The sequence below is a fragment of the Pleionea sp. WD8-19 genome, from assembly GCF_055326765.1.
On the sequence record NZ_JBUZOU010000003.1, the window covers coordinates 264,772 to 286,561 of the forward strand.

The 21,790-nt window shown below is 42.6% G+C and carries 16 protein-coding genes; 11 read left to right on the top strand and 5 right to left on the bottom strand.

Annotated features, from left to right (window positions below):
- Nucleotides 1–117 precede the first annotated feature (117 nt).
- The 8 genes from guaB to ACTUJY_RS05485 all read left to right on the top strand — a co-directional run bounded on the left by guaB (nucleotide 118) and on the right by ACTUJY_RS05485 (nucleotide 13,750).
- Nucleotides 118–1,587: an IMP dehydrogenase gene (gene guaB, locus ACTUJY_RS05450; RefSeq protein WP_463615131.1), complete on the top strand. Its 1,470-nt coding sequence runs from the start codon at nucleotides 118–120 to the stop codon at nucleotides 1,585–1,587.
- A gap of 123 nt (nucleotides 1,588–1,710) precedes the next feature.
- Nucleotides 1,711–3,288, top strand: a complete 1,578-nt coding sequence (gene guaA, locus ACTUJY_RS05455; protein ID WP_463615051.1) for a glutamine-hydrolyzing GMP synthase — start codon at nucleotides 1,711–1,713, stop codon at nucleotides 3,286–3,288.
- Nucleotides 3,289–3,339: 51 nt separating this feature from the next.
- Nucleotides 3,340–3,981, top strand: coding sequence for a tRNA adenosine(34) deaminase TadA (gene tadA / locus ACTUJY_RS05460; protein ID WP_463615052.1), 642 nt, complete (start codon nucleotides 3,340–3,342; stop codon nucleotides 3,979–3,981).
- 153 nt (nucleotides 3,982–4,134) lie between these two features.
- Nucleotides 4,135–5,397 (top strand): response regulator, encoded by a 1,263-nt coding sequence (locus tag ACTUJY_RS05465; RefSeq protein WP_463615053.1) that lies wholly within the window; start codon nucleotides 4,135–4,137, stop codon nucleotides 5,395–5,397.
- A 275-nt stretch (nucleotides 5,398–5,672) separates the two neighbouring features.
- Nucleotides 5,673–9,056, top strand: a complete 3,384-nt coding sequence (locus ACTUJY_RS05470) for a methylmalonyl-CoA mutase family protein (protein WP_463615054.1) — start codon at nucleotides 5,673–5,675, stop codon at nucleotides 9,054–9,056.
- A gap of 108 nt (nucleotides 9,057–9,164) precedes the next feature.
- The gene (locus ACTUJY_RS05475; protein ID WP_463615055.1) at nucleotides 9,165–11,072 is read left to right on the top strand and encodes a regulatory protein RecX; all 1,908 of its coding nucleotides are present in this window, start codon (nucleotides 9,165–9,167) and stop codon (nucleotides 11,070–11,072) included.
- Nucleotides 11,073–11,364: 292 nt separating this feature from the next.
- Nucleotides 11,365–11,583: a hypothetical protein gene (locus ACTUJY_RS05480; RefSeq protein ID WP_463615056.1), complete on the top strand. Its 219-nt coding sequence runs from the start codon at nucleotides 11,365–11,367 to the stop codon at nucleotides 11,581–11,583.
- 175 nt (nucleotides 11,584–11,758) lie between these two features.
- On the top strand, nucleotides 11,759–13,750 hold the full coding sequence (locus ACTUJY_RS05485; RefSeq protein ID WP_463615057.1) for a TonB-dependent receptor plug domain-containing protein: 1,992 nt from the start codon (nucleotides 11,759–11,761) through the stop codon (nucleotides 13,748–13,750).
- Between the two features lie 37 nt (nucleotides 13,751–13,787).
- On the opposite strand, the gene ACTUJY_RS05490 is transcribed toward ACTUJY_RS05485, so the two are convergent.
- The 3 genes from ACTUJY_RS05490 to ACTUJY_RS05500 form a co-directional block, all read right to left on the bottom strand.
- Complete coding sequence (locus tag ACTUJY_RS05490) at nucleotides 13,788–14,267, bottom strand: aminoacyl-tRNA deacylase (protein ID WP_463615058.1); 480 nt, start codon at nucleotides 14,265–14,267, stop codon at nucleotides 13,788–13,790.
- A 142-nt stretch (nucleotides 14,268–14,409) separates the two neighbouring features.
- A complete protein-coding gene (locus tag ACTUJY_RS05495) occupies nucleotides 14,410–15,681 on the bottom strand; it encodes a TolB family protein (RefSeq protein WP_463615059.1) in 1,272 nt (423 codons plus the stop codon).
- 54 nt (nucleotides 15,682–15,735) lie between these two features.
- Nucleotides 15,736–15,966: a PGPGW domain-containing protein gene (locus ACTUJY_RS05500; protein WP_463615060.1), complete on the bottom strand. Its 231-nt coding sequence runs from the start codon at nucleotides 15,964–15,966 to the stop codon at nucleotides 15,736–15,738.
- A gap of 214 nt (nucleotides 15,967–16,180) precedes the next feature.
- On the opposite strand from ACTUJY_RS05500, the gene ACTUJY_RS05505 reads away from it, so the two are divergent.
- Nucleotides 16,181–16,930: an S-methyl-5'-thioinosine phosphorylase gene (locus tag ACTUJY_RS05505; RefSeq protein WP_463615061.1), complete on the top strand. Its 750-nt coding sequence runs from the start codon at nucleotides 16,181–16,183 to the stop codon at nucleotides 16,928–16,930.
- 51 nt (nucleotides 16,931–16,981) lie between these two features.
- Here the strand turns inward: ACTUJY_RS05505 and mtnA are convergent, their stop codons facing one another.
- Nucleotides 16,982–18,004, bottom strand: coding sequence for an S-methyl-5-thioribose-1-phosphate isomerase (gene mtnA, locus ACTUJY_RS05510; RefSeq protein WP_463615062.1), 1,023 nt, complete (start codon nucleotides 18,002–18,004; stop codon nucleotides 16,982–16,984).
- 22 nt (nucleotides 18,005–18,026) lie between these two features.
- Nucleotides 18,027–18,704, bottom strand: a complete 678-nt coding sequence (locus ACTUJY_RS05515; protein ID WP_463615063.1) for a class II aldolase/adducin family protein — start codon at nucleotides 18,702–18,704, stop codon at nucleotides 18,027–18,029.
- A gap of 78 nt (nucleotides 18,705–18,782) precedes the next feature.
- Between ACTUJY_RS05515 and ACTUJY_RS05520 the strand changes: the two genes are divergently transcribed.
- On the top strand, nucleotides 18,783–19,697 hold the full coding sequence (locus ACTUJY_RS05520) for an AEC family transporter (RefSeq protein ID WP_463615064.1): 915 nt from the start codon (nucleotides 18,783–18,785) through the stop codon (nucleotides 19,695–19,697).
- A 138-nt stretch (nucleotides 19,698–19,835) separates the two neighbouring features.
- Nucleotides 19,836–21,665: a DEAD/DEAH box helicase gene (locus ACTUJY_RS05525; protein WP_463615065.1), complete on the top strand. Its 1,830-nt coding sequence runs from the start codon at nucleotides 19,836–19,838 to the stop codon at nucleotides 21,663–21,665.
- Nucleotides 21,666–21,790 lie beyond the last annotated feature (125 nt).

The window sequence follows — 21,790 nt, forward strand, 5'->3', positions numbered from 1 at the left end:
AATCCGCAACAAAATATTGAAATATCAAAAAAACAGCGATTACCAGCCATTGTTCTAAAATCTTGATGAATGTTATAATCCCGCTTTGGTTTTCCAACCGACCGCAAGGTGTTTTTTATTATGCGAATTATTCAGGAAGCTCTTACTTTCGACGATGTTTTATTGGTTCCCGCGCATTCTACCGTATTGCCGCATCTGGCTGAACTGGAAACTCAACTTACCCGCGAAATAAATCTAAATATTCCTCTTGTGTCCGCAGCCATGGACACCGTTACCGAAGGTCGGCTTGCTATCGCCTTGGCTCAGGAAGGTGGCATGGGCTTTATACACAAAAACATGACCATTGAGCAACAGGCGAGCGAAGTTCGCAAGGTTAAAAAGTTTGAAAGTGGTGTCGTGAACGATCCCATTACTGTCACTCCCGATTTAACCATTGCGGAACTTAAACGGATTACTGCAGAAAATGGGATTTCTGGTGTTCCTGTGGTGGTTGGGCAAGAGCTGGTGGGCATAGTAACCAGCCGAGACGTACGTTTTGAAACGCATCTTGATCGACCCATTTCTACCGTAATGACACCAAAAGAGCGTTTAGTTACGGTTAAAGAGGGTGCCGAGACTGAAGAAGTTCTGTCATTAATGCACAAGCATCGCATCGAAAAAGTACTCATGGTCGATGATGCCTTTCATCTAAAAGGCTTGATCACCGTTAAAGACATTCAAAAAGCCGAAGACAAACCCAATGCCAGTAAAGACAGTTACGGGCATTTGCGAGTTGGCGCGGCTGTTGGCACTGGGCCTGAAACGGACGAGCGGGTTGCTGCATTAGTTGCTGCTGGTGTCGATGTCATTTTAGTTGATACCTCGCACGGGCACTCTCAAGGCGTATTGGATCGTGTGAAATGGGTTAAGCAAACTTACCCTAATATTCAGGTCATTGGTGGAAACATTGCGACTGCCGAAGGCGCTTTAGCATTGGTAGAAGCTGGCGCTGACGGTGTAAAAGTGGGTATCGGTCCTGGTTCCATTTGTACCACACGCATCGTAACCGGTGTGGGTGTCCCTCAAATTACCGCGGTTGCCAACGTGGCCGAAGCTTTAAAAGGCACCGGTGTTCCTTTGATTGCCGATGGTGGTATTCGTTATTCAGGCGATATGTGTAAGGCGTTTGCTGCCGGTGCTTTCGTAGTTATGGTAGGAAGTATGCTCGCGGGTACCGAAGAAGCGCCGGGAGAAGTTGAGCTCTATCAGGGGCGCTCCTATAAATCTTATCGTGGTATGGGATCCTTAGGTGCCATGGCGCAAAAGCAAGGATCCAGTGATCGTTATTTCCAAATGTCCAATGCGGCCGATAAATTGGTTCCAGAAGGCATCGAAGGCCGTGTCCCTTACAAAGGTTCACTCGTTGCCATTATTCATCAAATGATGGGTGGTCTTCGAAGCTCCATGGGATTAACCGGCTGTAAATCCGTGGCCGAAGTACGAGAAAAAGCCAAGTTTGTTAAAGTCACGGCTGCCGGAATGAATGAGTCGCATGTGCACGACGTACAGATCACCAAAGAGGCGCCGAACTATCAGATCGGTAAGTAACGGTTACCGCTCTTAACTATACTAAGCCGAAGCGAGTGCTTCGGCTTTTTGTTTACTACATCGATTTAACTACACAAGCAGTCACATTCTCTTGAGTTCAGGAGACAACCAAAGGTATCGCTTATGTCAAAAGACATTCATTCCAGTCGAATTTTGATTTTGGACTTTGGCTCACAATATACGCAACTCATTGCGCGTCGTGTGCGTGAAATCGGTGTTTATTGTGAATTGTATCCCTTTGATTTGAGTGAAGAAGCGATCCGCGAGTTTAATCCTCAAGGCATCATTCTTTCGGGCGGCCCAGAAAGTGTTACTGAAGCGACAACGCCTCGTGCATCCGATGTTGTATTCGAGTTAAACGTACCCGTATTGGGTATTTGCTACGGTATGCAAACCATGGCAGCGCAGCTCGGAGGGCAAGTGTCGGGGTCTACGGAGCGTGAGTTTGGTTATGCACAAGTCAAGCACGTCGGCGAATCAGAACTGTTTCGCGGCATCGAAGATCACGCGGATGATAAAGGCGATTTTTTGTTGGATGTTTGGATGAGTCACGGTGATAAAGTCACTTCATTACCTCCGGGCTTTACATGCATAGGTGCCAGCAGTAATGCGCCATTTGCGGCAATGGCAAACGAAGATAAGCACTTTTATGGTGTGCAGTTTCATCCTGAAGTCACCCATACACGACAAGGCGGTCGGTTGTTAGAGCGTTTCGTTTTGGGCATTTGTGGTTGTGAAGCGCTTTGGACTTCGGGCAACATTATCGAAGATGCCGTAGAGCATATAAAGCAACAGGTTGGTGATGATGAAGTCATACTTGGGTTATCGGGTGGGGTTGACTCTTCAGTTACGGCCGCTTTGTTGCATCAAGCCATAGGTAAAAACTTGATTTGTGTTTTTGTGGATAATGGATTATTGCGATTAAACGAAGCCGATCAGGTGATGGCGATGTTCAGCAAGCACATGGGACTAAACGTCATTAAAGTTGATGCAGAAGATCGGTTTTTATCGGAGTTGGAAGGTGTAAACGATCCCGAAGATAAGCGAAAAATCATCGGACGAGTGTTTGTCGAAGTCTTTGAAGAAGAAGCGAGAAAATTAAAAAATGCAAAATGGCTCGCACAAGGAACGATTTATCCTGATGTCATTGAATCTGCTGGTGCGAAAACGGGCAAAGCGCACGTCATTAAGTCACATCATAACGTCGGTGGTTTGCCAGAAGATATGGCACTGAAGCTGGTCGAACCGTTACGCGAACTTTTTAAAGATGAAGTGCGTAAAATAGGGTTGGAGTTGGGTTTGCCCTACGACATGTTGTATCGACATCCTTTCCCTGGTCCAGGGTTAGGGGTAAGAATTTTAGGTGAAGTGAAAAAAGAGTACGCAGATTTATTACGGCGAGCTGATGCCATTTATATCGAAGAATTGTACAAACACGATCTTTACCATAAAACGTCACAAGCTTTTACGGTGTTTTTGCCCGTTAAGTCAGTCGGCGTTATGGGGGATGCTCGAAAATACGATTATGTTGTGTCACTGCGCGCCGTAGAAACCATTGATTTTATGACCGCTCGATGGGCGCATTTGCCATACGAGTTTTTAGAGCATGTTTCTAATCGTATCATCAATGAAATTGATGGAATTTCTCGAGTCACTTACGATATATCCAGTAAGCCGCCAGCGACGATTGAGTGGGAATAGCAAGGGAACGAAGAGCCGTTTCGAGGTGCAAGCGAAATTAACCAAGGGTGGATGATCGATAGCGCAATCAGCCATCCTGTTTTGAATACCCGTCGGTTTACGCTTGCACTCATTCACTCTGCGAAAAATCAGACTTTACTCTTAATGTGGTCAATCAAGTCATTCTTAAAAAAGTTTAAACGTGAAGCAACATCGGAAATCTTTTCTGATGATGATCGTCGTTTTATGCTCCACGCCATTGAACTCGCAAAACAAGCAGAAGCGTTGAATGAAGTGCCAGTTGGCGCTGTGATTGTGAAAGATGGACATATCATCGGTGAAGGGTTCAATCAGCCAATTGCACAATGTGACCCTTGTGCGCATGCCGAAGTGGTAGCGATACGCAACGCGGGTAAACAATTAAACAATTATCGGCTCGTAGATACCACGGTTTATGTAACACTTGAACCTTGCGCAATGTGTGCAATGGCTTTAGTTCATGCTCGTGTTAAGCGAGTGGTATTTGGAGCGATCGATTCGAAAACGGGTGCTGCGGGCTCCGTCTTTTCACTGCTACAAAATACACACCATAATCACTTTATTGAAGTTGAGTCTGGACTCTTCGCTGAAACTTGTAGCCATTTACTTTCTGAATTTTTCCGACGACGTCGAGCAGAAAAGAAATTGGCTAAACGAAAGCTCAAGAGCGAATAGCTGAATATTGCTACAGAGATCCGCTACCTTTCATGTCATCCATAGATGAATTGATCCTCAGTTGCTTGTAATAGTAAAGATTTTCCTGCTTGGAGGCTTTAAGCTTAGCTATGATTATTGAACAATTCTAAGCGTAATAGCCAGAGGTTTCGCATGCACAAATACTCTCTCACGGATGTTTCCAAGATTCTGGTTGTTGATGATGATCCTATGGTTCGAATGGCACATGAGCGCATGCTGTGTGAGTTTTATTCGGTGGAATCTATTGGTAGCGGTCAAGAAGTTTTTAAGTATTTTGAAGATCGAAATCCCGATGTCGTTTTACTGGATGTGGGGTTACCCGATATCGATGGGTTTGAAGTATGTCGTCAATTGGAAGAAAAAGGTGCACTGAACCACACCTCTGTTATTTTTGTTTCTGGCAGCACTGATTTGGATACTCGTATTAAGGCGTTCAATTCCGGAGCCGACGATTTTATTGGCAAGCCACTCAATCCCGACGAACTCCTTTCTAAAGTCAATGTACTGAGCGAACGAAAACGTTTGAAGCAAGCAATGGCATCGGAGTTGAAAAGGGCAAAACAAAAAGCACACTCTGCATTATCGACAAGCAGTGAGCTCGGAAAAGCAGTCCAATTTGTTGATGATTCTTTTTCCATTCATACGGTTGACGGCTTGATTGAAGCCGCATTCGATGTGCTCAAAGATCTTGGCTTAAAAAGTGTTATTTCAACGGAAGTAGGGGGAGCCAAACGGTTTTTCTCTTTTGAAGGGACGATCAAACCAATTGAGCAGGAATTATTAATTATTATTAAAGAAAAAGGGCAAGTTTACGATTTTCACAATCGTACTCAAATTAATTATCCGCATGTTTCTGTGTTAGTTAAAAATATGCCAGAACAAGCCACAGAAAATTACGAGCGAGCGAAAGAAATTCTGATTGCTATTACCGGTTGCCTTAATTCGAGGCTGTCGGAGATTGAAAGTCAAGAGAATATACTGTTGCAAGCGCAAGAACTGATTCAATCGTTTGAAGTGATTCAAGCAACCATGGGCACATTAACAAACTCTTTAGGTGATAACCAACAAAGTGCCGGTAAACGATTACACCAAATGGTTTACGAGCTGCATGCTTTCGTTCAAAAGCTTGGATTAGAATATGACCAGGAAGAACAAATCATCCAATACGTGGATGACGCAGTCGAAGATTCCTTGCACCTATTAGATGCGGGCGAAAAAATATTTAATTCTTTTGAACAAATTCTGGCTCATTTACGGGAAACCGTTGATAAGCAAAGCGCCATTGTTGATGGTATTACTCGAGAATCGGTTGGTGTGAAAGCACCTTTGTTAGTAGACGATAAGTTAACAAAAATATCGGAGCTAACCCAAGAAGAAGAAGCCCATCAACACTGACCGCAAGGTACCTAATTGTTGTAGCTGCTTGTTCCATCAAAAAGTTATCTAAGTTCTTCCTTTTTCTTATTTGGTCGGACCACTTGGTGCCTATTTCACTGGTTTGGCCTTCTTAACGCCGTATCTTTTTCATCTGCCTTCGAACAATGGTAAAATTTGCCACCTTTTTACATTATGCGCTTCGGTTAAATATTAATCGATGGATTGCATTTAATCGAATTTTCAAATCTTTATAGCGCAATATTAAAACACACTCAGTACAGGTGGTGACGGTTATGGCCGATAAAGCAGTTCCTTACCAATCGAAGCACAAAGTGCGCATCGTGACCGCAGCGTCTCTTTTTGACGGGCACGATGCCGCAATCAATATTATGCGCCGGATCATTCAAGCGACAGGCTGCGAAGTGATCCATCTTGGGCATAATCGCTCGGTGCAGGAAATTGTCGACTGTGCGATTCAGGAAGATGTCCAGGCCATAGCTATGACGTCCTATCAAGGTGGACATGTCGAGTATCTCAAATACATGTACGATTTATTGAATGAACGCGGTTGTGGTCATATTAAAATTTTCGCGGGCGGTGGTGGTGTGATCCTGCCGGATGAAATTGAAGAATTACACCAATACGGTATTACCAAGGTGTACTCGCCCGATGATGGTCGAGAATTAGGCTTGCAAGGCATGATCAATGATCTGGTCTCTCGATCGGACTTTACAACTGGCGCCAATATAAAGGATGAGCTGGAACGTCTGCAAAACCGTGATCACTTTGCACTAGCACGGTTAATTTCTGCGGCAGAAAATCATCGACAGGATAACCTCGAATTATTCGAAAGCCTTAAACAAAAAGCGGAGCAATCCAATACGCCTGTTTTAGGAATCACTGGGACGGGTGGCTCGGGTAAATCGTCGCTGGTTGATGAATTAGTGCGTCGTTTTCTGCTCGATTTTGAAGACAAAAGCATCGCTATTATTTCCGTCGATCCTTCAAAACGCAAAACAGGCGGTGCGTTGTTGGGCGATCGTATTCGTATGAATGCGATCAATCATGAGCGAGTGTATATGCGATCATTGGCCACACGACAATCGAATTTAGCGTTATCGCCTCACGTTCAGGATGCCGTCAATGTCGTTAAAGCGGCGGGTTTTGACTTGGTTATTCTGGAAACGTCCGGTATTGGCCAGTCGGATACGGAAATTGTCGAACACTCAAATATATCCATGTATGTCATGACGCCAGAATTCGGTGCGGCGACTCAGCTGGAAAAAATCGATATGCTCGATTTTGCCGATATTGTGGCAATTAATAAATTTGATAAACGTGGTGCACTCGATGCCTTACGCGATGTGAAAAAACAATATCAGCGTAACAACCAGTTGTTTGAAATTGATGCTGAAAACATGCCGGTGTATGGCACCATCGCCAGTCAGTTTAATGACCCGGGTACTAACGGTTTATATAAAGCCATTATGGATAAGTTGGTCGAAAAAACCGGAGTGGATCTTAAAACAAGTTTCGAACTGCCTAACGAAATGTCGGAAAAGATTTACATCATTCCGCCAAAGCGTACACGTTATCTAGCGGAAATAGCGGAAAATAATCGCAAGTACGATGAATGGGTGAACGAACAGGCAGAGCTCGCGGATAAACTTTACGGTTTGCATCAATCCATACAAATCATAAATGAAATGGCGGATTCTGAAGGCAATGATGTTGTTGCTGGTTTGCAGAAAGTTTATAACGAGGTCGAGTTAAATTTTGACGGACAAAATAAAAAAATACTAGAGCAATGGGACGAGAAGAAATCGCAATACGAAAGCGATGAGTTTGTGTACCAGGTGCGTGGTAAAGATATCAAAGTTGAAACCAAAAGCTTGTCATTGTCACAAAATAAAATTCCGAAAATATCAGTACCCAAGTACCGAAGCTGGGGCGATATTTTAAAGTGGAACTTGCAGGAAAACTTTCCGGGTGAGTTTCCTTACACGGCGGGCGTGTTTCCGTTCAAGCGAGAAGGCGAAGATCCAACGCGAATGTTTGCAGGAGAAGGAGGCCCAGAGCGTACCAATCGTCGTTTTCATTACGTTTCTTTAGGAATGCCGGCGAAACGTTTATCGACGGCATTCGATTCGGTCACTTTGTACGGAGAAGACCCAGATTTTCGTCCTGATATTTACGGAAAAATTGGTAATTCAGGTGTTTCGATTTGTTGTTTGGATGATGCAAAAAAGCTGTATTCTGGTTTTAATCTGGCCGATCCTAAAACGTCGGTGTCGATGACGATTAATGGCCCAGCTCCCATATTAGTCGGTTTTTTTATGAATGCAGCGATCGATCAACAATGTGAGTTATACATTAAAGAAAAAGGGTTAGAAAAAGACGTTCGAGCCAAGATCGAAGCGATTTATAAAACGAAAGAACAACCGGTGCCTACTTATCAAGGTGAATTGCCAGAAGGTAACGATGGACTTGGGTTAATGCTATTGGGCGTTACCGGCGATCAAGTTTTACCGTCAGATGTGTATCAAAAAATAAAAGCCGAAACCCTCAGTGCGGTACGTGGAACCGTTCAGGCAGATATTTTAAAAGAAGACCAGGCCCAAAATACCTGTATTTTTTCAACCGAATTTGCTCTGCGATTGATGGGCGACGTACAAGAATATTTTATCAATCACAATGTGCGTAATTTTTATTCGGTATCTATATCGGGCTACCACATTGCAGAAGCCGGCGCGAATCCAATTTCACAGTTAGCGTTTACGTTATCCAATGGCTTTACTTTCATTGAGTATTACTTAGCGCGTGGAATGGATATTAATAAGTTTGCGCCGAACTTTTCATTTTTCTTTTCGAACGGAATGGATCCAGAATATGCCGTTATGGGACGTGTGGCACGTCGCATTTGGGCAAAAGCGCTCAAGCATTTATATAAAGCCGATGCACGTTCGCAAATGTTGAAGTATCACATTCAAACGTCGGGACGCTCTTTACACGCGCAAGAAATTGATTTCAATGATATTCGTACGACGTTGCAAGCCTTATACGCTATTTACGATAACTGTAACTCATTACACACGAACGCTTACGACGAGGCCATAACCACACCAACGGAAGAATCTGTGCGTCGTGCTATGGCAATTCAGCTCATAATTAATCGAGAACTAGGTCTGGCGAAGAATCAAAACCCGTTACAAGGTGCGTTTATTATTGAAGAGTTGACCGATCTCGTGGAAGAAGCAGTGTTAATGGAGTTCGAACGCATCTCTGAGCGGGGTGGTGTGTTGGGTGCGATGGAAACCATGTACCAGCGTTCCAAAATTCAAGAAGAATCTTTGTATTACGAAACACTGAAGCACACTGGTGAATTACCGATCATTGGTGTGAATACTTTCTTATCTTCGAAAGGTTCGCCGACCACCATTCCTCAGGAAGTCATTCGTTCTACCAAAGAAGAGCGCGAGTATCAGATTAATACCGTGGTTAAACAACACACGCGTTTTGAATCGGAAGTCAAGAATGCATTGCAGGATGTGCAAAGCGCGGCGTTGCATAATCAAAATATCTTTACTCAAATTATGGAAGCTACAAAATACTGTACGTTAGGACAAATCTCCGGTGCGCTTTACGATGTGGGTGGACAGTATCGACGGAATATGTAGTTTTCACATACTAAAGTTACGCTACACATTTTATCTAATTTTAATCACCTCTTATGGAGGTGATTGATAAATTTATACATTGAAGTATGAGCTAAATAAGGAATAAAAATGAGAAAGTCTGTATTTGTTGTATTGGCTATAGCCGCGTTTGTTTTGTTGGTCGTGCTTCTGAATAGAGAAAGTCAATCTCATCAAGAAGCAAGTATAGAGTCTAATAGTAAGGCTATTGCAAAAGAATTGAGTAGTAGGGATGACTTACAAATACCACAACAAGTAATAACACAGCCTTTGGAAAAAGCTAATGAACATTGTAAACCTTTAATGTCTAAATATAGAAAGTTAAAGTTACAGTCAAACGCAAAGATCGCTAATTTTGTTATGAACAATGGACTTGATTACGACTTGAGTGATTTGGCATTGGCATTAGCGATGATCTTTGATGGTGACATCGCTAACGACCATTTGAACGCTTTATTATCAAAAAACAACGCCAAGGAATTACGAAATAAAAAGTTTCAGAAGAATTTATTAGACATTGGGATGAATGAAAGCTTAGCAAGTAAGCTAAGGTTTGGATTCAGTCTTGAAAGAATTAAGTCAAAATTGAATTTGTTAGATGAGGAAAAAAACACACTTCAAGATTACCCTTTGGTCAACGAAGATATTTATGAGTTAATGAAGTTGAAAGACGTGAATACTTCACTAATTATAAAAGCGATGGACTTAGTTAGTGATGTAAATGAAGAGATGAAACTTGACGGAAAGTATGAACCTCATAACTTACTTGATGCTATTATTAAGTATGGTAATGATGAAATATTTAGACATTATATAAAATTAAATGGGAAAGTTAGCTATTCTGGAGTTGGTCTCAACCCTTTAGAAAAACTTGTGATCAGTGACCATGATCTTAGCGACAATAATAAACGTTATATCTTAACTTCACTTATATCAAAGGGATACGCTTTTCGATATAGAAAAAGTGAAAATGGTAGGTACCGGTTAGGAGCGTATAACGATTGGGATTATGTATTGGCAGATGGGTTTAAACCTGAGCGACTTAGTGAAAAAGGTGTTGAATTAAGTACACCTTTAGATAAAGAGAATTTAGAAAATCTGGTTCGAGAAAACGATGCCTATCGAAAGTTGAATGAAATTAGAAATCATTTTCTTTATGAAAGCGGAGGTTTGGAACAAAGGGAGTTGCAAAAATGTAAAGAAGTTGGAAAAGCTATTTTTAAAAAGTTAAATGGAACTTCTTATATTCAGCTATTGACGCAGTTTGGCTCTGACGGGATGAATGATATTGAAATCGAGGAAAGGTTGAAAAAGGTTGAGCCTGGACTTCAGGACTGTTTTGTTTCAGAAAAAACATTAGGAATGAAACCAAATCATTACTCACATGTTGGAAATTCAAAATATTTAAGTGAAGCCAGCAATTTAATGCATAAGGGAAAAATTGAGGAAGCAATTAGGCTAATGATAAGTAATGATGTGCCACGGCACGAGAAAGGTATGTTTTTTTGGAATGTTTTTCGGGGTTACCGAGATAATATTAACGCTTTAATTAGCCATGGTATTTTTCCTATGGAGCAAGATCATATTTGGGTTAGCCAGCTTAATTCTGATGATTATCAATCACTGATTCAACTTGGCGCTACTTTTACGCCAACTGCACACAATGGCAAAAGCTTACTCGAATTTGCTGCGGCACGATGTAATGTTGATTTAGTTAATCATTTACTCAAAGATGGATATCCCTATAGGCAAAATGAACAAGGAGCCGACGCGTTAGCTCTTGTTATTTCAAATGAACGATGCTCCGTTGCTAATAAAGAAAGCATGATCGCCGATTTTTTAAAAACTGGAGCAATCGTTGAGGATTATCATAGACGACGAATGTCCCGGTTTAAGTTTCGAAATTTAAGCGAATACAATTTATTAGTCGAATCTTTTCCTGAGCTTAGAGCAGATGGTTATGAGCCACCAATTAGTTATTGCCAGATTATTCATTAGAGCGTCTGATTTTATAAATCGCATTTCACCGACTAGACTTAGTATTGAGTCCTGTCGGTGGAAGTGAAATGTCCTTAATCCGCTCTAAAGTCCGTTCAAATTTATACAATAGCACAACGTCTACTTGTCCATTGTAGGCCTTCAGTCTGTGCTAAAAGTTTATCGAACTTTTCTTTTCGCTGTTGCCTGCCTATCAAGTATCGGAAGGGGCATTCTACAGCGCAAGTATAAAGAGATTCTATGAACTGATGAGTATGGATTACTCCTAACTCTTTAATTTGAATTTGGATGTGTGAATAAGGGTAGTTGCGGCACACCACAAAAATTGGATAGTGAAATTTATTTGAGTCTTTATTATCTCAAACGGCAAACACAATTTTCTTTTGGCATAGGAATCGCTAACTTGTTGGATGATGAGATTTACTACGCTCAACCGCATCGAGGTGGGCAGACGCCGACGCCAGGACTGGATCGGCGGTTATTATTGGATTTCGAGTTTGAATTCGAGTGAATAAAATTAGCTAACCTTTTGATAGCTAAGCAATAAACTTTTATTTTCCTAAATAGAGTCTACACTTACTAAAAAAATGCAGATAGCGCAAAGCTGTAGGCCATTTTTCGCTGCGTGTTTTGGTCAAGTCGCATCTGGTGGCAATTAACAACCAAGTAGAGCCTAAGGATTTAACATGCAAAGCATTCGACCTAAATTCGTATGTATTCTTGCCAGTATTTTCATCTCATTTTCTTATGCGTCCTCCGATGACGATATCGGAGCGATCAGTCTAGAAGATTTATTGGACATTAAAGTTACCGTTGCTTCCGGTGCGAAAGGAATGACGGTACGAGAGTCTCCGGGGATAGTCACTTTAATTACGCGCGAAGAAATTGAAAATTCTGGCGCTCGTGATTTGATTGACGTGTTGCAATTGGTGCCCGGTTTATCGTTTGCGATGGATGTGCAAGGTGTAGTAGGCATAGTCGCTAGAGGTAACTGGTCGCACGAAGGTAAAATCTCACTGATGGTTGATGATATGGAGATGAATGAGCTTTCCTTTGCGACTCTACAATTTGGGAATCACTTTCCGGTCGATAATATTGAGCGAATCGAGCTTATCAGGGGGCCGGGCTCTGCTATATATGGCGGTTTTGCTGAAATGGGAGTAATAAAGATTATTACGAAGAGTGCGGAAACATTAAAGAAAACGGAAGCGGCACTTCTTGTCGGTAATATGAAAGAAGGGACAAGTCGCAATTCTGCGAGTTTAGCGATGGGAAAAAATTTCGATAACGGATCTTTTAGTGGCAATGTTTTTTATACCGAAGGAGCTCGAAGTGAAAGAGCCATGTCAGACTTTTATGGTGATACCTACAGCATGTATGGAAATTCCGATATCGACTCTTACATGCTCAATTTAAATGTCAATGTTTCTGGCTTCTCTGCGCGATACTTAGCGGATCGTTATACCATATGGCAACGAGATATCTTTTTTGTCAATGCGCCTTATGCGATCGAGCAAAAGTTCAACTCGGATTTCGTCGATGTAAAATATAAGTTCAGTGTAAGTGATTCGTTGGAGTTAACCCCTCAAGTTACGTTGAAAAAACAGAGGCCTTGGTATTCCAACTCACAAGCGGTCATTGATTTGGAAAATTTGGATCCAGACTCTTATGGTGGTCAGTTTTTCGAGGAAAAACTTGAAAGAGTCACCGGAAAAGTTGTTGGTTCATACAATTTAAACGATACCGATAATCTGGTATTCGGTGTTAGTTATTATCAGGACGAAGATAAAACAGTAGGCTTTAAATATCACAGTAAAGCATTATTTGCACAAAGTTTATTTGCCACAGATTTTGGAAATTGGACAGTGGGCGCTCGGTTTGAAGACAATAGCGACGCTGGAAGTTCATTTTTACCAAGGTTGGGATATACGCGGTTAATGGGTGATGCTCATATTAAAGTGCTTTGGAGTAAAGCCTTTCGTACTCCGGTTGTGCAAAATATATTGGACTTTAATGACCCCAATAGTACAGAAATAAAGCCAGAAAATACGACGGTATTTGAGGTAGAGTATGGATATAAAGTCACAAGTAACTTTTTTCTGACGGCCAACTTATTTGATATTGTTATAGAAGATCCGATTGTTTACTTTTTTGATGAAACCGATGCTTATCGTAATTATGATGAAGTTGGGACACGAGGTATTGAAGTTGAAGCGAAGTATAAAGCTGACTGGGGTTACTTAAACGCGACCTATTCAACTTACATTGTTAGCGATAATAAAGTGGATCAGTATGCGATTACCGATCCTGATGGAAACATTATTGATGACGATCGTTTAGTTGGAGCTCCAGACGATAAGTTGACATTAAACTTTTCGTATAAATTAAACGACCAATGGGTAATCAATACTTCGCTGATTCGAGAAGGCAGTAAATATGGCTACGTTGCCGTTGATGATGACGATAACTTGATTCCTGGAAAATTTGAAGCGATAAATTTACTTAATATGAATGTTATAAGAAAACAAATATTTCATGAAAACTTAAGTCTTCAGTTTGGCGTATTTAATGCTCTCGATGAAGACATTGCTTATGTTCAACCTTATTACGATGGTTATCACGCAGCATTACCCGGACCAACAAGAGAATTGTATGTACGAGCGAGGTTTGCGTTTTAAAGCCAGAAGCTCTGCTTCTGGCTTCAATAAACGAGAATTAATAGGTCCACTTGGTACTAAAATGGCCGTGTTGGTAGCGATCAAACAATTGATTGAATGAACGTTTATCCACTTCGATTAAAGTTTCATGATCACCTGCTTCAAAATAGACTTTTTCTTGTGCCAGGAGCTCGTCTTCAAATACCACATTCACATTGTAAGCATCACCTAACGGTGGAATTGCTCCGTATTGGCAGTCTGAAAACAGTTTGTTGATTTCTTCTTCCGGCATTAATTGAAAGCTGGCATTGTACAGGTCATTTAATCGACCCAGTGTGATTTTACTGTCGGTGGGCAATACAGCCATCATATGCCGACCTTCATGGTCTTCCAGTAATACGGCTTTAGCTACCTGGTTCATTGGAATTTTAGCCGCGAGTGCTGAGCCGACTGAACTTTGGCTGTGTGGGTGGTTTACTACTTGATAAGGAATCTTTTGTTGCTCAAGGTACTCATGTACCCGATTGGGCATGGACATGGCCGCCTCCTGCTTTAAGTGGATCGCCTTATAAGTATAATGGTAATTGGCGTGACCACTTGGAGCAAATATCTATTATAGGAGGCCTATTTGTAACCTCTATTCATATAATTCAACTTAGTCACGGTAAGTAGACACTTGCTTAATGATCAGAGAGCTGCAGCCAAATCATTTTACCTTCGCGATGCTCTGATTCGACCAAAGGTATTTCGATGCCCAGGTTTTCGATGTTGATAACCACAATATCCGTGTTTTTATGATCGGTATCGATGGACTTATTCACCGCCAGCCACTGATCGTTAAAATACCAAACCGGATACCAATAATAGCCTTCTTCGGTTAACCATTGAATCGCATGACTCTCGAGGTTGACAATGCCAATACGTGAACGAGAATCGTCAGACGAATAAAAGGCCAACTTATCGCCATTATAGGAGTGCAGTGCACTGCCATTGTATGCGTTGATAGCGGTAATCGCTGAAGGCTGAAAACGTTCAGTATCCAATTGATACAGTTGAGCGTGTTGATCTTTGCGACTAAAGCGTAAGGTTGCGACAAAATGATTGCCTTGAGGGTGCCAGCTGATTGGTGTTGATGTTTCTGGCGACGTATCCATCCAGCGTTTGGGTTGTCTGTTCTGCAGTGACAATGTGTAAAAAAAGTTTTTCCTTTCGCCATCAGCTAATCGATCCCAACGTAAAAAATGCAGCTGTCCGGTTTTTGGATTAAAGGAAGGTAGATAGTCGTGATCGGAATGACTCGTAAGTGGCTCTAATTGGCCATTGCTCAATTGCATTAGATACAAATCGAACTTTTTGTTTATTTGTCTTTGAAAGACAATGACGGTTCCATCCGGACTCAATACTGGCCAGTTATCGCTGGCATCGGAGTTTGAAAGGTTGGTCCAGCTTTCGCCCAATCGAGATCGATAAAGTTGTGAATGACCCGTTTTATTGGAAGCAAATATAAATTCGGCTTCGGCAATGGCGCCCAGGTAAAACGATTTTACGGTTTCTATGTTTGCCCAGGTGGTCCAGATGGCTTTTTCATGTTCCAGTAATTCTGGCGATTTTGCACGGATTTGATCAAACAAGTCATGCATTTCACCACGTAAATGGGCGTATTGTTTAAAAAAAGTCACACTATTTTTCCAGGCCAATATATGCCGCCGGAATTGTTGTTCAAAAACCAGAGGCGTTGCTGAGTAATTGAGCTGGTTGATTTCATTAACGTAGAGTTCAATGGCTTGATGGATTGGGATTGTTTCTGGTTGATGGTTGCGTACTCGGCCCAGTTGATCGTCTTTTTGTAATACTGAATGGATGGCCTGACGCCACTGTTGTAGTGGTGAGTTTTCTGCGAATAGTAGTGGCGCAATAAAACAAGAGATTAAAACTATCGAGTTTCGGATCATGACGCAGCCTTTTTTCTTTGCAGTGTAGAAGAGGCCACGCCATATGTACAAATGTTAGCGCCTTTTAAACGATCGCCACTTTGCGTCTGCCCAGCGGGCACTTTTGCTGAGTTGTTGCTGAAATTTTTTCAACCACTTTTCTGCAAGTGGGTATTCTGTCGCCAATAACGCCAGTCCTAAAGGAATGATTAAAACGGCAGGACCGGGAAGAACAATGAACACGATGCCAATTAAAAGTACGGCCAAGCCTACCAGTGTAATCAGCGTTTTTTTGACTAGTCGCATAACTTTCCTATTGTTTTAAATATCTTAGGTTGATAAAGCAAACTTTAAGCCATTGGTTAATTATTAATAAAAACAACTAGTTAAACTGCTTTATCGATTGAGAAGACAGGTCGTAGCGAGTGATTTCACCAAACTTTGGTAATTTTGATAGATTCGGTTGTCACAGTAATCGCTTCAATGGATAATTCCTGTTAATGTTTTTTAAAGAGAGTAAGTGCGAGTGACGACCACAGCCATTATTTGCGGCAGCGATTTACGACAATACCCAGGATTAGCATTAACCGACTCAGTTGAAGTGACGTCTCAATACGGCGAACTGTCTTCGCCCATTTTTAAGTCTACGTCATCGAAAAATCCTTTGTATTTTCTGGCAAGGCACGGAACCGACAGTTCCATTGCGCCCCATTTGATCAATTATCGAGCTAATATCGATGCACTCAAACAATTGGGTGTAGAACAAATCATTGCCGTAAATACAGTTGGAGGCTTGTCCGAAAGTATGGGGCCAGGCACGTGGGTCTGTCCGGATCAGATCATTGATTATACACACGGGCGTGAGCCGACCTTCTTTGACGGCGTGACTCGTTCTATGAAGCATATTGACTTCAGTTTTCCCTTTGAGAAAAGTTTACGTGGAGAGCTGCTCCAGCTAGCCAATAAAACCAAACGCTCCATGATTGGCTACGGCACTTATGGCGTGATGCAGGGGCCGAGATTGGAAACGGCCGCGGAAATTAAACGTATGCAACGTGATGGATGCCATTTGGTAGGCATGACCATGATGCCAGAAGCCGTTTTGGCGCGTGAGCTGGATATCGGCTATTCATCCATTTGTTTTGTCGCCAACTGGGGCGCAGGTATGGAATATCAACCACTGGATGTTGATGCGATTTACGCGTTGGTTAAGTCCGGCTTTGCGGATATTGTTCAATTTTTAACGGAGTTTTTCGAAATTAAAAAGTAAGGCATTTTTTTAAAGTTTATTTTAAAGCGCGCAACAGCGCGCTGTTTTTGTTCATCCCAACCACCAGTTGTTTTTCATAACCTCTTCTTGACTAAAGACACCTGTGTTTAAAATCCAACCCGTCACTAAATGCGCTGGAGTCACATCAAACGCAGGGTTAAATACGTCACTCATTTCCGGTGCCCATTGGCAACGGCCAAAACTACCGCTTACGCCTTTCACTTCTTTGTTTTCACGTTCTTCGATGGGGATCACGCTACCATCGGGGCAGTCGGGGTCTACGGTGGTTTGTGGCGCGACGACGTAGAAAGGAATTTGATGATAATGCGCGAGCACGGCGAGCGAGTAAGTGCCAATTTTGTTAGCAAAATCACCATTGGCTGCAATCCGATCACTGCCAACAAAAATACGATCCACTTCGCCTTTTGCCATCAACATGGCCGCCATATTATCGCAGATAATTTTATGTGGAATGTCGCGTTCAACGCATTCCCAAGCGGTGAGTCGACCCCCTTGCAACAGAGGCCGTGTTTCATCGACCCAGACGAAAACATTCTTCTTTTGTTGATGCGCTTTGGTGATAACGCCCAACGCGGTACCGAGCCCGGCAGTGGCCAATCCACCGGTATTGCAATGCGTAAGCAGTTTTTCACCGGATTGAATTAATGCTGCGCCATTGGACGACATGCGTTCACAGAGCTCGATGTCTTCGTCAAGCAACTTTTCTGCTTCAGCGATAACATCTTGCGGATATTCTCCGCTGATGATGGCACGTTTCATTTGATCAATGTTGTTCATCAGATTAACTGCTGTGGGACGCGCTGCTCGCAATACATCAGCGGATTCTAGTAACTGCTCTTTCGTTCGACCTTGTTCTGCTAACAGTCCAAGTAAAATGGACGCGGATATGCCAATGGCGGGCGCACCTCGAATGGCGAGTCGTTGAATGATCTCAACCAACGTGGTGACATCGTTACAAGGCAGCCATTGTGTTTCATGCGGTAACAAGGTTTGATCTAAAATCAAAAAGTGTTCGCCGTCGTATTTCATACAGCCAGTGGTAAAAGTTTTCATCGTATTGCGACTCTTATATTGTTTACGTCTCTCGAAGCTCCAAAGCACGCGCTAAATGATCAATCAGTACAATGCTTGCTTCGAAAAAGTTTCGGCCGAAACCAATCACACCGTCTTCATGCCCGGCCATAGTGAAAATGCGCTTTCGTAACACCGTTGTTTCGTTAAACAAGCGTTCAACTTCTTGCGCCATTAACGGTGTACCGTAAGGAATTTCGGCTCTTGTGCATGGCAATTGTAATTGTTCGGAACAGTTCCATATTTCCGGGCAATGTGCGTGCACTACACAATGTATGTTGTCACTCAGTTGGTACAGTTGGCCGTGAGTCATGGCTTCCGATGACGGTTTGCAGTGACCTTGTGCTTTTATAAAGTTTTGCTCGGGATGGCACTCGGTAATTAATGCAAAATCATTGGTGTTTAAAAATTCCGCTTGGCTGGTTTGAGTTCCGGTAATTATAAAATGCTCGGGTTCCCCGGGCTGGCGCATGCTGATATTTCCGTAGCCAAAACCCATGTACCGTTGATTTGACTGACCAATAAACTGTAATCGATGGTGAATGTGTCGCCACGCATTAAATTGTGCGATCCAGGCGGGGTGAATGGCGTCGCATTCGGTGAAGTCGAGAGTGAATTTAATGACACCTTCCTGTTCATGCGAACTTTGTTCGGTATCGTGCAATAAACGTTCGTCAGACATAGATTAAAACAAGGGTAATTCGGAAAAAGGACGCTATTCCATTATTATACGCGTTAATTACCAATATCGTGGCAACTTATGACCGAATTTGGCGTAATCGCGGTTTCGCTAATCGCTGGAATGTTATTAAAGCGAAGTCGACAGCTTCCTGACAACAGTGCTCAAGTGCTTAACCTGTATGCGATTTGGATTGCACTGCCAGCGCTGATTCTGGCAAACGTGCCTCGGCTCAGTTTGTCGATAACAGTATTATGGCCGGCAGCAACCGCCTGGGCTTGTCTGTTGTTTTCTGCATTACTGGTATGGCTGCTCGCTCGACGGTTGCGCTGGTCGAAAGCAACCCGTTGCGTGTTGTTGCTGTTAGTGCCGCTGGGTAATACTTCTTTTGTGGGCATACCATTGGTGAATGCACTGATCGGCGCAGAGGCGATCGGTATCGCTATTTTATACGATCAATTGGGCAGTTTTTTAGCGCTGGCCAGTTACGGCACGCTAATTTTGGCACTACACAGTGAGCAGGCGTTTAACTGGCGCGATATATTGAAGAAAATAGTGACTTTTCCACCCTTTTTAGCGCTCATGCTGGCGCTGTCCCTAAATCATTATGAGGTCTCAGGGGCTTGGATAGACACAGTGCGCGTACTGGGGACGACATTGGTACCGGTAGTGATGGTGGGCATTGGGTTTCAGTGGCAATTTAAGCTGTTTGCTGAGGATCGTTCGGTGGTCATTTGGGGCTTGGCAATCAAACTGTTACTGATCCCGCTGTTGCTTTGGTGGATTTTATTGAATGTTGAGTTACCTGAGTTGATATTTCAAACTCTGGTATTGGAGTCAGCGATGGGACCGATGATATCTGCGGCTGCTTTATTGATTGCTCACAATATCAAGCCTCGTCTGGCGTCTGCCATCGTTGGGTATGGGCTATTGCTTGCCTTTATCACCGTGCCGATTTTGAACGGGTGGTTGTTTCAAGGCAAAATATTGGGGTAAGCGATTCGATTCTCGCAAGCTTTCGGTAAAATTGTATCTTATATGTACACAATCAACTATACTATGCACCCATTGAACGATCCTAAATGCCATAGGCTCTCCTGTTTTTACCTTCTTTAATTTGGAAATTCCTTTTTTATGTCATCAGATACAGTGCTGAACTTTGATCAGCTTTCTTTGCCCGAGTCTATTTTATCGGCTTTAAAAACAATTGGTTATGAAACACCTTCCCCTATCCAAGCGCAATGTATTCCATTATTGCAACAAGGCGGCGACTTAATTGGTCAGGCGCAAACCGGTACTGGAAAAACGGCCGCTTTCGCTTTACCTACGCTCGCAAAAGTGGATGTTAATTTAATGCAGCCACAAGTTTGTGTTATTTGTCCGACACGTGAATTAGCCATTCAAGTAGCAGAAGCATTCACCGAATACGCAAAAAATATTAAAGGATTTCGAGTGTTGCCCATTTACGGTGGTCAGCCATATCCGCCACAATTACGTCAGTTAGATCGGGGTGTTCACGTTGTGGTAGGAACACCGGGGCGTATTATGGATCATATGCGTCGAGGCTCACTGAAGTGGGATCATTTAAAAACTCTGGTGCTGGATGAAGCCGACGAAATGTTGCGAATGGGGTTTATTGATGATGTTGAATGGATATTGGAACATACGCCAGAGCATCGACAAATTGCATTGTTTTCTGCGACGATGCCAAAACCAATCAAAAAAGTAGCGCAAACCTTTTTAAAAGATCCACAACATATTCAAATCGAAAGTAAAGCGCGTACCGCCAGCACTATTAATCAGCAATTTATAACCGTCACTCAAAACTACAAACTAGAAGCATTGACGCGTGTATTGGAAAGTGAAAACTTCGATGCTGTTATCATTTTTATGCGCACCAAAAGCAGTTGTGATGAATTAGCAAGTAAACTGACTGCGCGTGGTTTCTCCGCCGAAGCAATTCACGGAGACATGCAACAAAAGCAACGTGAACAAATGGTGCAGCAACTGAAAGACGGCAAAATCGATATCATAATCGCTACCGATGTTGCCGCCCGCGGTCTGGATGTTGAACGTATTTCTCACGTCATTAATTACGATATCCCATACGATTCTGAGTCCTATGTACATCGAATAGGTCGTACTGGTCGTGCAGGGCGAGCGGGTAAAGCGATTTTATTTGTGACGCCACGCGAACGTCATCTATTGCGAATGATAGAACGCAATAATTCCACTCAAATTGAGCGCATGAGTTTGCCGTCTGTCGAAGTGATCAATGATGAGCGTACTCGTCGATTTTTTGAAGAAGTGCAGCAGCAAATTATAGCCGGCGAACATCAGAATTACCTTAATATCATTGAGCAAATTCAAAGTGAACACAATCAAAGCGGCGCAGACATTGCAGCCGCGATGGCCAGCTTATTATTTAAAGACAAGCCACTATTGCTGGACGCGTTGCCAGAAATTCCGGACTTTGAAAAAGGTGGGCGTGAGCCGCGAGAAGGCGGCAGTAAAAAACGCGGCATTGCACCGGTCAGCACTCAGGCTGAATCGCTTAAAGGAATGCCGGATGTTCGTTTACAACGCTATGTGATACATGTTGGTCGAACACATGGTGTTACACCCAAAAACATCGTCGGTGCCATCGCTAACGAGGCGGATATCAGCAGTAAATACATAGGAAACATTAAATTGTTTGATGACGTAACTACGGTTGACTTACCCGAAGAAATACCAGGAGAAGTCTTGCATATTCTTAGAAAGGCCAGAGTGTGCGGACAGGCTTTAAACATTGAACTGGCGAAAGATTACTTAAAAGGCGGTGATAAACCGTTCGGTAAAAATAAAAAAAGTCGTGGCAAAAAATCAAATGCCGCGAGTCCTCGTCGTTCCAGTAGCGATAAGAAAACCGATAGTAATAAGAAAACCAGTAGTGATAAGAAAAAGCGAAAAGTGAAGAAATAAGCCTTTCTGCTTCGTTCTCAGGTTGCAACTACGCAACCTGAGAGTCTGGTGGAATAAATTCCTGTCGTAGCAAACCAAAGCATTTTAAGTCGTGAAATAATCCTTTCCAGTATCCACACTCTCGA